General features: G+C 69.0%; 12 protein-coding genes. 6 read left to right on the top strand and 6 right to left on the bottom strand.

Features of this window, described 5'->3' with window-relative positions:
- Positions 1-270 precede the first annotated feature (270 nt).
- Both AVT10_RS13310 and AVT10_RS13305 read right to left on the bottom strand, forming a co-directional pair.
- Positions 271-552 (bottom strand): DUF3892 domain-containing protein, encoded by a 282-nt coding sequence (locus AVT10_RS13310; protein WP_066692311.1) that lies wholly within the window; start codon positions 550-552, stop codon positions 271-273.
- A 412-nt stretch (positions 553-964) separates the two neighbouring features.
- On the bottom strand, positions 965-1,201 hold the full coding sequence (locus tag AVT10_RS13305; RefSeq protein ID WP_066692310.1) for a type II toxin-antitoxin system Phd/YefM family antitoxin: 237 nt from the start codon (positions 1,199-1,201) through the stop codon (positions 965-967).
- An 89-nt stretch (positions 1,202-1,290) separates the two neighbouring features.
- Here AVT10_RS13305 and AVT10_RS13300 point away from each other — a divergent pair, with 89 nt between their 5' ends.
- Entirely contained in the window at positions 1,291-2,196 is a 906-nt protein-coding gene (locus tag AVT10_RS13300) for a hypothetical protein (protein WP_066692306.1), read from the top strand.
- A gap of 352 nt (positions 2,197-2,548) precedes the next feature.
- On the opposite strand, the gene AVT10_RS13295 is transcribed toward AVT10_RS13300, so the two are convergent.
- The 4 genes from AVT10_RS13295 to AVT10_RS13280 form a co-directional block, all read right to left on the bottom strand.
- Positions 2,549-2,827 carry a hypothetical protein gene (locus AVT10_RS13295; RefSeq protein WP_066692303.1) on the bottom strand — a complete coding sequence of 93 codons (279 nt, stop codon included), beginning with the start codon at positions 2,825-2,827 and terminating at the stop codon, positions 2,549-2,551.
- Positions 2,828-2,871: 44 nt separating this feature from the next.
- Positions 2,872-3,603 (bottom strand): uracil-DNA glycosylase, encoded by a 732-nt coding sequence (ung, locus tag AVT10_RS13290; RefSeq protein ID WP_066692300.1) that lies wholly within the window; start codon positions 3,601-3,603, stop codon positions 2,872-2,874.
- On the bottom strand, positions 3,600-3,905 hold the full coding sequence (locus tag AVT10_RS13285) for an alkylphosphonate utilization protein (RefSeq protein ID WP_066692297.1): 306 nt from the start codon (positions 3,903-3,905) through the stop codon (positions 3,600-3,602). Before AVT10_RS13285 ends, ung begins: the two co-directional genes overlap by 4 nt.
- 140 nt (positions 3,906-4,045) lie before the next feature.
- Entirely contained in the window at positions 4,046-5,512 is a 1,467-nt protein-coding gene (locus tag AVT10_RS13280) for a S41 family peptidase (protein WP_066692294.1), read from the bottom strand.
- Positions 5,513-5,773: 261 nt separating this feature from the next.
- Between AVT10_RS13280 and AVT10_RS13275 the strand changes: the two genes are divergently transcribed.
- The 5 genes from AVT10_RS13275 to AVT10_RS13255 all read left to right on the top strand — a co-directional run bounded on the left by AVT10_RS13275 (position 5,774) and on the right by AVT10_RS13255 (position 13,544).
- Positions 5,774-7,162: a TIGR03013 family XrtA/PEP-CTERM system glycosyltransferase gene (locus AVT10_RS13275; protein ID WP_066692291.1), complete on the top strand. Its 1,389-nt coding sequence runs from the start codon at positions 5,774-5,776 to the stop codon at positions 7,160-7,162.
- A 4-nt stretch (positions 7,163-7,166) separates the two neighbouring features.
- Entirely contained in the window at positions 7,167-9,218 is a 2,052-nt protein-coding gene (prsK, locus tag AVT10_RS13270; RefSeq protein WP_066692282.1) for an XrtA/PEP-CTERM system histidine kinase PrsK, read from the top strand.
- Complete coding sequence (gene prsR, locus AVT10_RS13265; protein ID WP_066692280.1) at positions 9,215-10,570, top strand: PEP-CTERM-box response regulator transcription factor; 1,356 nt, start codon at positions 9,215-9,217, stop codon at positions 10,568-10,570. The genes prsK and prsR overlap by 4 nt, the downstream gene beginning before the upstream one ends.
- Complete coding sequence (locus AVT10_RS13260) at positions 10,554-12,608, top strand: tetratricopeptide repeat protein (RefSeq protein WP_232308024.1); 2,055 nt, start codon at positions 10,554-10,556, stop codon at positions 12,606-12,608. Before prsR ends, AVT10_RS13260 begins: the two co-directional genes overlap by 17 nt.
- Positions 12,609-12,734: 126 nt before the next feature.
- Positions 12,735-13,544, top strand: a complete 810-nt coding sequence (locus AVT10_RS13255; protein WP_066692277.1) for an ATP-binding protein — start codon at positions 12,735-12,737, stop codon at positions 13,542-13,544.
- Positions 13,545-13,570: the final 26 nt, after the last annotated feature.

Here is a 13,570-nt window from a genome sequence, read left to right as displayed (position 1 = left end):
AGGGTGGGGCGTACACCCCACCCGGCAACCGTTCGTCCTGAGTAGTCGCTGAGCTTGTCGAAGCGACGTATCGAAGGACCGTCTGAGGCGGATGCTTCGATACGGGTCTTCGACTTCGCTCAGCCCCTACTCAGCACGAGCGGTTGTGTTGAAAGTGCCACCCCAAAGATCCTCCCCGCTATGCGGGGAGGGGGACCATGCGCAGCATGGTGGAGGGGCGCGGCCGCGAGCGGGACGGTGGTAAAGCCACCGCCCCGCCGCAACTTCAGATCAGGGGCACTCGGGCAGGCTGAGCAGGTTGTTCGGCTGCTCGCCGTCGTTCTCGGTCTTGAGATATTTGTTGCCCGCTGCGCTTCGGGCAACCTCCACCCACGCAATCGAGCCGCCGACATTGGTGTAGAAGCGCCACCTACCAGTTTCGATCTCGATGATCGCTTGCTGCTGTGTGAGTTTCCAGCGCGTCGGATAACCGCCTCCCACATGGGAGATGCGGTCATAGGCGCTGCTACGATAGGTTTTGTTGATGCATTGGATTTCGGCAGTCTGTGTCATATCGCGCTCCGGCGATCCCGTGCGCAGACGCCTGCACGGTTGATTGCGTCGCGAAGGTCCACTAAACTCCTAGGGCTTACCAAGCACCGGAGAGTGGGCGTCTGCCTCCTCCGCTAGGGGTCACTTCCGTTGGCGCGGTTGTGGCCCCAATTCTTTTGGCCGAAGACAATGGCCAATCGCCATCACCTGCACAGCCTAATTTCGTCCCCGCAAGCGGCGGGGGAGAACCCGGTGTTTGCTTTTGTCCGGGGCGATCCCCACGATAGTTATGAGGGAACCTACGCCACTTAACCCACCAATCAAGTAAAATCTATAAGCGATCTGTATCTGCTTATGTCCGTTCGGACGAATATGAAAATGCGTGATCCATGTTCCAGAGGGTTCGGCAGATACGGCACCGAGGAACTGCGCTTCAGGGGAAAGCTACGCCCCGCTCGAACCCGCGCACCGACGCCAACAACCGCTCAGCATTCTTCGGCGACCGCAGCAGATACAGCGTCTCCTCGATCGACGCCCATTCGCTCGCTGCAATCATCACGACGCCCTCGCCACGCCGGCGGGTGATCGCCACCGGCATCCGGTCGGCGACGACCCGGTCCATGACCGCTTTCAGATCGGCACGCGCGGCGGACAGGCTGATTGATTCCATCCGCCGAGTGTACCGGAACCGACGCCCACTGCAACGCATCCCCCAAAAACCACTGTCCTACAAGTTCCCAATATGTTCCCCTGCCCTCCATGCACGCCAACACCCAGCTCCCGGAGCATTCGCCCGCGCCCGCACCGGCGCTCGACCCCTCGAACCTGACGGTCCCGTCCGAGACGCCGTATCTCGACGCCAACGGCTATGACCCGGCCGCCTATCAATGGGTCCCGGTCCTGCGCAAACCGCGCAGCGACGGCTGGTCCGAAGCCAAGCAGCGCGACTTTATCGAGGCGCTCGCCGATGGCGGATCGGTCGCCGAAGCCGCCCGCGCCGTCCACATGTCGGCCAGCAGCGCCTATCGCCTGCGTCGCTCGCCCGGTGGCGAGGCGTTCGCCCGCGCCTGGGATGCGGCGGTTGCGCAAGCGGTAGGCATGCTGGTCGACGTCGCGTTCGACCGGGCGATCAACGGCACCGTCGAACCGGTGCTCGACGCCGATGGCCGCCGCGTCGGGTCGAAGCATCGCCCCGGCGACCGGATGTTGATGTTCCTGCTCGCCGCCCATTATCCCGACCGCTACGGCAAGCAGCAGCGCCGCCGCCCGGCCCCCGGCGAGGCGGAGGCACCGCCCCCGGCCTCGGCGCAAAGCGTGGCGGCGGCGCTCGACGCGCTTTCCCCCGTCACCCCGGCCGAGCCCGAAAAGCTGATGTCGCCCGCCGATCTCGACGTCGCGATCCAGGTCGCCGACCTCAGTGACGGCCGCCTGCCCGGCTGGCTCGACCCCGATCGCCGTATCAAGCCCGTCGCGCGCAAGCGGGTCGAACCGCCGCTCCACGACGCGCTCGCCGCCGCGTTGGCCGCGCAGGACGACATCTATATCGGCGAACCCGGTCCCTTGGGCGAAGCGTTCGAGGTCGAGCTCGAACTCGCCAAGCGCGGCATCGTCGTGCCCCGCCCCAAACCGAACCGCCGCGCCCGCCGCGCGCAGCGACGAGTGTGAACTTAGTGAACTTTGGACGGGAAACGCGCTGTGGAATTTCAACCGTCGACCCCAACCGCCACGAACGTCACCCCAGCGCAGGCTGGGGTCTTCCGGTTGTAGCGCACGGCAAGCGCCGCTTGAGACCCCAGCCTCCGCCGGGGTGACGGTTCCGTGCGTGAAAACCGCCACCCCTCTCGTCACCCCGGGCTTGACCCGGGGTCCCGCTTCTTCTTCTGCCGCCGTCGCAAGAAAGCGGGACCCCGGATCAAGTCCGGGGTGACGGGACAGTAGCTGGCCGCCGTCACATGCAAAAAGGGGCGCCGCGATCCCGCAGCGCCCCCTTTCGGTCCTTCATGCCGCGTGACGCGACTTACATCGCGTTGCGCACGGCCTGTTCGACCTGGGCATTGTCGTCGTCGTCGGCCTTGTCGGCGGCGTCCTCGCCCATGTCGCGGACGTTCTCAGCCTGTGCTTCCAGCGCGTCCGAAACCTGTTCGTTGCTGGTCATGTCGGCCTGGTCTTCCAGCGCGTCGGCGCGGTTCTCGGTCATCGCCTCGATATTGTCGGCGGCCTTGTCGTCGGCATTGCCACCGCACGCGCCCAGCAGCATCAGCGCGGCCAGGCCGGTCGCCGTCATCATCGTCTTCATGGCAATTCCCTCTTTGATCCCGCCCCTGTGGCGGACAAGCGTGTTCAATCGCTTGGAAGGGCCGATGGTTCCGTCTGCGTATCGAGCGGGGGGATCGCCCAGTCGATGCTGCCGCGTCCCTGCGCCTCGAGGAACGCGTTCGCCTGGCTGAACGGGCGGCTGCCGAACCACCCGCTATGCGCCGACAGCGGGGAGGGGTGGCGGCTTTTCAGCACCAGATGCCGCCCCCCGGCGGAAACGTCGCGGACGAAGCCCGCCTTCTTCTGGGCATGCGCGCCCCATAGCAGGAAGACGCTCGGCCGGCCCTGTTCGGCGACGGCATGGACCACCGCATCGGTCAGCGCCTCCCACCCCCGGCCGGCATGGGCGGCGGCGCGGCCCTGCTCGACGGTCAGCACCGCGTTCAGCAGCAGCACCCCCTGCCGCGCCCAATGCTCCAGAAAGCCGTGCGCGGGCGGCACTACGCCCAAGTCGCTGTGCAGCTCCTTGTAGATGTTGCGCAGCGACGGCGGCACCGCCACCCCCGGCCGCACCGAAAAGGACAGCCCATGCGCCTGTCCCGGCCCGTGATAGGGGTCCTGCCCCAGGATCACGACCCGCACCTTGTCGAGCGGGGTGAGGGAGAGTGCGGTGAACCAGTCGGCGCTGTGCGGCAGGATGCGCTTCCCCGCCGCCTTCTCGGCCTTCAGATAGTCGCGCAGCGCCGCCATCCCCGGACTGGCAAAGACGGGGCCGAGCGCGTCCGCCCAGCTCGGGTCGATCGCGCTCGGGATCATGCCCGCTTGCGCACGAACTCGGCGCGCAGCACCAGCCCCTTGATCCCGTCGAACTTGCAGTCGATCTCCTGCGCATCGCCGGTCAGGCGGATCGACTTGATGAGCGTCCCGCGCTTGAGCGTCTGCCCCGCGCCCTTGACGGTCAGGTCCTTGATCAGCGTCACCTGATCGCCATCGGCCAGCACATTGCCCACCGCATCGCGCACCACGACCGCGTCGTCATCGGCCGGCGCGGCGGCGACCTGCGACGCCGGCATCCACTCGCCGCTCGCTTCGTCATAGATATAGTCGTCGTCGCTCATGGCCTGGCCCTTTCGATCCGCTCACGCGGATGCGGTGCCAGCCCGCTCCCCCACCCATCACCATACTGGCGTAGGTGGTGGGGCGGGGGAGCGGGCCGGCACCGCCTCTCATGATCGAAGGCGTAGCCGAGCGACCACGGTCAGAACAACCCCGGCACCTCGCGCTGCGCCGTGTTCGGCCGGGCAGGCTGCAGCAGCGTGCGCTCGTCGAAGCGCACCGTCTCGCGCTGCGCGCTGCTGCCGGTCGAGGCGGAGATGCGGCTGCACGTACGGCCCGCAAGGAAGTCGAGCGCGCGGGCGACCGACTGTTCGCGATTGTCGCCCAGCGGATAGCTGATGTCGTCGCTCGCCTGGCAGGTATTGGGCACCGTCGTCGCGAGGCCGTCATAATAGGCCGCCGACCGCGCCGAATTCTGCACCGCCAGCGCGACGATGCGCAGCCGGTCGTCGCAGTTCGCCCGGTCGACCGGGATCTGTCCGACCGGCTTGCCATAAGTGTTGGTGCCGATCAGCGCCATGTTGTTGCCGAGATAGGGCACGAAGCCGTTGATGACGAGCTCGCTGGCCGATGCGGTCCGCCCGGTGCCGATAAAGGCGATCTTGGTCGGGGTAACCGACTGGGCGGTCGGCGCGAAATACTTGACCGTGTTGCGCGACGCCTTTTCGGGACGATAGCTGGTATAGCTATACACGTCGTTCGTCGACTTGCCGCCGCCCATCAGGTCGCCCATCAGGTTCGCGATCGAGATCAGCCCGCCGCCATTGTAGCGGAAGTCGATGATGAACTCGTTGATGCCCTGCGCCCGGAAACTGGCAAAGGCGTCCTTGAGCGGTGCCTCGGCCGAATCGATGAAGGTGCGCAGGTTGATATAGCCGACCTTCTTGCCGCCGTCGGTCAGCACCTTGGCGCCATAGCGGGTGGAGACGGGCAGGAGCGAGAAGTCGGTCTGGGTCACCGTCGCGGTCTTGGTCTCGCCCGCGATGGTGCGGAACTGGAACACCCGCGCCGTGCCCGGCGTATCGGGGCCAAGTGCCGCGTTCAGCCCGGCGGTCCCTTCCGAATCGATGATCGTCGATACGTTGCGCAAATTGCTGGTCGACGTGCCGATCTGCAGGATCTCGGTCCCGCGATCGATCCCGGCGCCCAGCGCCGGCGCGTCTTCGAACGATTCGATCACGAACAGCCGCCGCCCGGTCTGGTCGAGCGCGAAGCGGGTGCCGAACCCGGCGGTCGCGCCCGAGCTGTAATAGGCATCCTCTTCCTTGATCGACGTCAGATAGGTGAAATACCGGTCCTTGCGCTGCGCCCGCGCCGTCGCGGTCAGCGAATCGATATAGTCGTCGACGTTCGAGAACGCCGCCGGATTGGGATTGGCCGGCAGCGTTTCGGGGAAGAGATACCATTCGCGCAGCTGCGCGAGCGCCCAGTCCTGCCGCTCGCGCAGCGAACAGCCCGCCGTGGTCGTCGGGGTGGGGGTCGGCGTGGCGGTGGGCGCCGGGGTCGGCGCCGGACTGCCGCCGGTCACGCTGCCCCCGCCACCACCGCCGCCGCCACAGGCCGACAGTATCGCCAACACGCCCAACGCCGCCCCGATCCGTACCCGCATCACATCCACTCCATGAACTGACGCCAGCCTAGATGGCTGGATGACGAAGGGAAGGGGGATTCGCCGTCCGGTCCCGTTCGAACAGCGACAATGCTGCGCCCATGCTGATCGCCGGCTGAACAGGCGGGACCAGTCGCCACAACTGTTGCGGTCGGACCACAATGGCGAACGGCGTCATCGTGGCGTTCAGTATTTCTTTGCGCTTTCGCGGCATAGCGGGTGGGTGTCGGATTGCCTTACACCTGTATCGGGATCGCCGCGATGATTCGGCTGTTCAAGCATTACATCCCCCATGCCGTGCTGCTGCTCGGCCTGCTCGACATCGCCGCGCTGCTCGTGGCGGCCGAACTGGGCTGGATCACGCGCGCGATGCAGATCGGCATGGCGGTGGAGCCGATCCACACCCGCATCCCGCAATTGGCGAGCTTCGCGCTCAGCCTGGAAATCGCGATGGTCGCGGTCGGGGTGTACGGCACCGACGCGCTGCAATCGGTGAAGTTCGCCGCTGCGCGCCTGATCGTGGCGATCCTGCTGGGCGTCATCTTCCTCGCGGTGCTGTTCTTCGTGGCGCCGGGCATCACCTTCTGGCGCTCGAACCTGCTCTATGCGGTCGGCTTCGCCGCGGTGCTCCTGCTCCTGCTGCGCATCGTCACCGGCACGCTGCTGGGCGGACAGGCGTTCAAGCGGCGGGTGATCGTGCTGGGCGCCGGCCCGCGCGCACAGCGGCTCAAGGACCTCGGCCAGCGCCCCGGTGCGGGCTTCGTCGTCGTCGGCTATATCGCGATGAGCGAGGCGAACCGGGTCATCCCCGAAGCGATCGCCCGCGACGCGATCTACAACCTCGCCGACCATGTCGTGCTGCTCGGCGCCTCCGAAGTCGTGCTGGCGCTGGAGGAGCGGCGCAACGCGCTGCCGCTCAAGGACCTGCTGCGCATCCGCACGACGGGCGTGCACGTCAACGAAATCTCGACCTTCCTCGAACGCGAGACGGGCCGCGTCGACCTCGACAGCGTCAACCCGTCATGGCTGATCTTTTCGGACGGCTTCTCGTCGGGGCGGATGGTGTCGAGCGTGTTCAAGCGGATGTTCGACATCGCCGCCAGCCTGCTGCTGCTCGCGCTGACGCTGCCGGTGATCCTGCTGGCGGCGCTGGCGGTGAAGCTCGACAGCCGCGGACCGGTCTTCTACCGCCAGCGCCGCGTCGGGCTGTACAGCAGCGGCTTCGACATCCCCAAGCTGCGCTCGATGCGCACCGATGCGGAGGCGGCCGGTTCGGCCGTCTGGGCCGAAAAGAACGACCCGCGCATCACCCGGATCGGCCGCATCCTGCGCAAGACGCGGATCGACGAACTGCCGCAATGCTGGAGCGTGCTGATCGGCGAGATGAGCTTTGTCGGCCCCCGCCCCGAACGCCCCGAATTCGTCTCCTCGCTGGAGGAAAAGCTGCCCTATTATGCCGAACGGCACATGGTGAAGCCGGGCATCACCGGCTGGGCGCAGATCAACTATCCCTATGGCGCGTCGATCGACGATGCGCGGCAGAAGCTCGAATACGACCTCTATTATGCCAAGAACTATTCGCCCTTCCTCGACCTGCTGATCCTGCTCCAGACGATCCGGGTCGTGATCTGGTCGGGCGGGGCGCGCTGATGCGATGCTGACCGGGGTCGTCGTCTGGGGCCATGCCATCGCCGCGCTGCTGTTCGGCGCGCTGGCCTTCTGGGCTGCACGCCATGGTCCGGCCGATGGCGCGCTGCCGCGCCGCTGGCTGTCGGTCGCGCTGGCGCTGACCGCCTTGTGGGCGCTGGCGGTGGCGGGGATCGCCACCGACCATCCGCTGACGCATCTGCTGGCCGGCTTGCGCACGCTCGGCTGGCTGGTGCTGCTGTTCGCGATCCAGCGGCGCACCGGCACGCGGGGGGGCGAAGCGCTCGGGCGGACCATGGCTTATGGCGCGGTGGCGGTGGTCGACGTCGCGCAGCTGCTGCTCGAGCTGATCGGCGCGAGCGCGCGCAACGCCACGGTCGCCGGCCTGATCGGCGATGTCGCGACGGTGCTCGGCATGCTCGCGGCGCTGGGGGCGCTGCTGCTGCTGCACGGCCTGTTCCGCTCGACCGCCTCGGCCGCGACCCGGCTGGTGCTGGTGACGGCCGGCGCCTTCTGGCTGATCGACGTCAATGCCAGCATCGCCAGCTATCTGTTCGGCGGCGTCCCGGCCGAGCTGATCGCCGCGCGGGGCGTGGGCGTCGCGGCCATGGCGCTGCTGGTCGGCCTCGCCCTGTCGCGGCCCGGCGATGGCGGCGTGCAATTCTCGCGCACCGCGACCTTCCACACCCTGTCGCTGCTCGGGCTCGTCGCCTATTGCGCGATCACGATCATGGCGACCAGCCTGATCGAGGCGCTGGGCGGCTCCCATGCCCGGATCGCGCAGACCGCCTTCGTCTTCGGATCGACCGTCGCGGTGCTGACCGCCGCCTCGTCGGGCTGGCTGCGCGCGTGGATCAAGGTGAAGCTGGTCAAGCACCTCTTCCGCCACCGCTACGACTATCGCGCCGAATGGACCCGCTTTACCGAAACGCTGGGTGAGCCCAAGGGCGGCGCCCCGCTCGACGAACGGCTGATCAAGGCGGTCGGCGACCTGACCGATTCGCCCGCCGGCCTCCTGCTGGTCGCCGATGGCGATACGCTGTCGCTCCAGGCGTCGTGGTGCTGGGACGGGGCGGCGCTGCCCGACACCGCCGGCGGCGCGCGGCTGGCGACCTATCTCCAGGCGACCGGGCGCATCCTCGAACTCGATCCGTTGCGCGACCACCCCGAAGACCCGGAGCGCGCGGCGGTGCCCGATGCGATGCTCGACCATCCCGATGCGTGGGTGGTCGTGCCGCTCCCGCATCTCGGGCGGTTGATGGGCGCGATCCTGCTCGCCCGGCCGATCCTCGCCCGCTCGCTCGACTGGGAGGATTTCGACCTGCTGCGTATCGCCGGGCGACAGGTCGCCAGCTACCTGGCCGAGGAACGCGCCCAGTCCGCCCTGTCCGAAGCGCGCCGGTTCGAGGAATTCAATCGCCGCTTCGCCTTCATCCTGCATGACGTGAAGAATATCGTGAGCCAGCTGAGCCTCGTTGCGCGCAACGCCCCGCGCCACGCCGACAATCCCGACTTCCGCGCCGACATGGTCGCGACGCTGAACGAATCGGCGACCCGCATGAACGACCTGCTCGCCCGCCTGTCCGAACGCGAACCGCCCCGCATCGAAGCGCCGCGCGCCGTCGCGCTGGCGACGATCGCCGCCCAGTCGGTCCAGCGCTTTCGGGCGCGCGGGGCAGTGGTGGTGGAGGGGACGAGCACCCTCCACGCCGCGGCCGATCCCGCCCGGCTGCAACAGGTGCTCGACCATCTGGTGCTGAACGCATTGGATGCCGGCGGCCCTGATCCGGTGCGCGTGGTGCTGGGGCAGGACGGCGACCGGGTGTGGATCGACGTGGTCGACACCGGCGCCGGCATGACCCAGCAGTTCGTCCGCGACGATCTGTTCCGCCCCTTCGTCTCGTCCAAGCCGACCGGCTTCGGCATCGGCGCGTTCGAGGCGCGGCAGCTGGCCCACGCCATGGGCGGCACGATCGAGGTGGAGAGCCATCCGGGGCGCGGCTCGCGCTTCCGCGTCACGCTGGCGGCGGCGACGCCCACATTGGAGCAGGCGGCATGACGACACGCAAATGCCTGTTGATCGTCGAGGACGATGCCGGGCTGCAACGCCAGTTGCGCTGGGCCTATGAGGGCTATGACATCGTCGTCGCCGGCGACCGCGAGGCGGCGATCGCCGCCGTCCGCGCCGAGGAACCGCAGGTCGTCACCCTCGACCTCGGCCTGCCGCCCGATCCCGACGGGGTGAGCGAAGGCTTCGCGACGATGGAAGCCATCCTCGCCATGAAGCCCGATACCAAGGTCGTGGTGGCGAGCGGCCATGGCGACCGGTCGAGCGCGCTGCGCGCCATCGATCTGGGCGCATGGGATTTCTATGCCAAGCCGATCGACATCGACGCGCTGGGCCTGATCGTCGCGCGCGCCTTCCACGTCCATGCGCTGGAGGCAGAGAACCGCCGTCTCGCCGACCGGATCGAGGGGCAGGCGGTGCTGGGCGGCATGATCACCGCCGCGCCCGAAATGCTGAAGGTCACCCGCACCATCGAACGCGTCGCCCCGGCCGACGTCTCGGTGATGCTGCTCGGCGCATCGGGTACCGGCAAGGAACTGCTCGCGCGCGGCGTCCATGACGCATCGCGGCGCAAGCGCGGCAATTTCGTCGCGATCAACTGCGCCGCCATCCCCGAAACCCTGCTCGAAAGCGAGCTGTTCGGCCATGAAAAGGGCGCGTTCACCGGTGCGGTGAAGACCACCGAAGGCAAGATCGAACAGGCCGCGGGCGGCACGCTGTTCCTCGACGAGATCGGCGACGTGCCGCTGCCCTTGCAGGTGAAGCTGCTGCGCTTCCTCCAGGAACGGGTGATCGAACGCATCGGCGGGCGGAAAGCCATCCCGGTCGACACCCGCATCGTCTGCGCGACGCATCAGGACATCGACGCGATGGTCGCCGACGGCCGCTTCCGCGAGGACCTCTATTACCGCCTTGCCGAGATCGTCGTCCGCATCCCCTCGCTGTCCGAACGGCCCGGCGATCCCGCCTTGCTCGCCCGCCACTTCCTCGACCGCCACGCCGCGCAGATGGGGCTGGGGCCGAAGCGCTTCGCCCCCGATGCGCTGGCCGCGATCGAGGCATGGGGCTGGCCCGGCAATGTCCGCGAGCTGGAGAACCGGGTGAAGCGCGCCGCGATCATGGCCGATGGCAAGGCGGTGACCGCCGCCGATCTCGACCTCGCCAGTCCCGACATGGCGTCCGGCCCGATCAACCTGAAGGCGGTGCGGGAAGCAGCGGACCGCTCGGCGATCCGCTCGGCGCTGGCACAGGCGCAGGGCAATATCTCGGGCACCGCCCGCCTGCTCGGCATCAGCCGCCCGACCCTCTATGACCTGATGAAGAGCTATGACCTGCAACCCTGACCGATCGTTCCGCGCGCTGCTGGGCATGGGCGGGCTGGCGGTCGTCGCCGCCGCGCTGGCCTCGCTCGGCGGCGTGCTGCCGGCGCGTGCCGACGCCGATGCGCGGACCCGGGTCGCGCAGGCATTGGCGCAGTTCGAAGCCGGCCACTGGACCGTGGCTCGCGACCGTGCCCGTGCCGCGACCGAGGCCGATCCGGCATCGGGCTTTGCGCAGGCGGTGCTGGCCCGCACGCAACTGGCGCTGGGCGACGGGGCGGGGGCGCAGGCATCGCTCGACCGCGCGACCAAGGCCGGGTTCGCTGTCGCCCGCGCGCATCAGCTCTACGCCCATGCCCGCTTGCTGCAGGGCGATCCTGCCGGCGCGATTGCCGAGGCCGACCGCACCACCCCGCGCTATCGCGGCTATGCCACGACCATCCGCGCCCAGGCGCTGGCGGCCGGCGGCGATGTCCGCGCCGGGCTGTCGACGCTGGAAGACCGGGTCGCAGCAGCCCCGCGCGACGCATTTGCGTGGGTCGCGCTCGGCCGGATGCAGCAGGATGCGGGCGACATGGTCGGCGCGATCAACGCCAGTGCCGCCGCCGTCCGCGCCGACCCCGCCTCGCCCGACGCGCTGCGGCTCCGGGCACAGACGATGCGGACGCAATATGGCCTCGTCGCCGCGCTGCCATGGTTCGAATCGGCCTTGGCGCGCGACCCCTACGCCCATGACACGTTGATCGACTATGCCGCGACGCTCGGCGATGTTGGGCGCGCCCGCGACATGCTGGTGGCGGTACGCCGGGCGATGGCGGTGCGGCCGGGCAGTCCGCAGGGGCTGTACCTGCAATCGGTGCTCGCGGCGCGCGCCGGCGACCTCGCGACCGCGCGCAGCGTGCTGGACAAGGCGGGGCGGGGGCTGGCGGGCATGCCCGGCGCGCTGCTGCTCAGCGGCTCGATCGGCCTCGCCGCCGGCGAAGAGGCACAGGCGGCTATCCCCTTACGCGAACTCGTCGCACGGCAACCGACTAACATCACCGCGCGCAAGCTGCTGGCGCTGGCGCTGCTGCAAACCGATTCGGCGCGCGAGGCGTTCGACACCATCCTGCCGGTCGCCTCGCGCAGCGATGCCGACAGCTACACACTGCTGCTCGCCGCCCGCGCGCTGGAGCGGATCGGCGACCGCGCCAATGCCGCGCCGCTGTTCGACCGTGCCGCCGCCCTGACCCGCGGCCGCTCGGGTGCCTTTGCCACCGGCGAGAATCTCGCGACGCTCGCCAACGACGCGGCCGCCGCGCCGGGCAATCCGGCGGCGGCGCTGCCCTATGTCCGCGCGCTGTCGGCAAGCGGCGATGCGGCCGGCGCCCTGTCGGCGGCGCAGGCGCTGGCCGATGCCAATTCCGGCTCGCCCGCCGCACAACTGGTGCTGGGCGATGCGCTGGCCGGGGCGGGGCGGATGGGAGAGGCGGCGACCGCCTATGCCCGTGCCGCCGCCACTCGCTTCGACGAAGCCACGATGCTGCGGCTGGTCGATGCCCGCGACCGCGCCGGGCAGCGCGATCAGGCGAGCGCCACCCTGTCGCTGTTCCTGACCCAGAACCCCGGCAATGTCGTCGCGCTCCGCCTGCTGGGCGAATGGCAGGTCGCGGCGGGTGAGCATGACGCGGCGATCGAGACGCTCGAGCGCTTGCGCGAACGCATCGGCGATCGCGACGCGGCGGTGCTGGCGCTGCTCGCCTTCGCCTATGCCGGCGCGGGCGAGCCGGAGGCGGCACAGGGCTATGCCAGCGCGGCCTATGCGCTCGCTCCGTCCAACCCGATGACGGCCGATGCGCTCGGCTGGGCGCTCTATGCCGGTGACAATGTGGGGGCAGCGGTGCCGCTGGCGGTCAAGGCGGTGCGGCTGTCGCCCGGCGATGCCACGATCCGCTGGCACATGGCCCAGATCGCCGACGCCGCCGGCAACCGCCCGGTCGCCATCGCCAATGCGCAGGCGGCACTGGCCGACGCCCGCTTCGCCGACCGCGCAGCGGCACAAACGCTGATCGCCGGGAGCTGAGATCACCAAACCCGTCACCCCGGACTTGATCCGGGGTCCCGCTTCTTCTTCTGCGTTCGATCAAAGGCGGGACGTCGGCGCAAGGCCGGGATGACGTGCCCTGGGCCTTTGCGCTAGGGCCGCCCCATGACCGACCCGCTGCTCCGCATCGCCGAGGCGCTCGAACGCCTGTCGCCTCCGCCGCCACCCGCCGCCGATCCGCTGGGCCATCCCGCCTATGGCTGGGACGGCATGGTGCTGCGTGCGGCACGCAGCTTCCGCCCGCTTCCGCTCGACCGGCTGGTCGGCATCGACGCGCAGAAGACGGCGTTGACCGACAATCTCACCCGGCTGGCGGCCGGCGCGGCGGCGCATGACGTGCTGCTCTGGGGCGCACGCGGCACCGGCAAGTCGGCACTGGTCAAGGCCGCGGTCGGGCAGGTGCAGGCGACCGGCGGCGCACTGGCGCTGGTCGAGGCACCGGCCAACGCGCTGGCCGGACTGCCCCGCCTGTTCGCGCTGCTGGCCGCCGTGCCGCGCGCCTTTGCGGTATTCGTCGACGATCTCGGCTTCGACACCCCTGCCGATGGCCGCGCGCTGCGCTCGCTGCTGGAGGGTGGCACCGAGGGACGGCCCGGCAACGTCCGCCTGATCGTCACCGCCAACCGCCGCCACCTCGTACCCCGCGACCTCAAGGAACAGGACAGCGCCATCAACCCGCGCGACGGCATCGACGATGCGCTGGCACTCGCCGACCGCTTCGGCCTGTCCTTGGGCTTCCACGTCGTCGATCAGGACCATTATGTCGCGATCGTCGAACGCTATTGCGCCGCCTATAACCTGCCGTTCGATGCGCAGGAAGCGATCAACTGGGCGACAAAGCGCGGCAGCCGCTCGGGCCGGGTGGCGTGGCAATATGTGACCGACCTGGCCGGCCGGCACGGGAAAGCGGTGTAAAGGTCCTTCCCCGCACGGGGAGGAGC

This window comes from Sphingomonas hankookensis (assembly GCF_001619955.1).
Taxonomy (GTDB): Bacteria; Pseudomonadota; Alphaproteobacteria; order Sphingomonadales; family Sphingomonadaceae; genus Sphingomonas; species Sphingomonas hankookensis_A.
The sequence above is the reverse complement of the archived record's forward strand: the minus strand, read 5'-3'. Positions and strand labels throughout refer to the sequence as shown.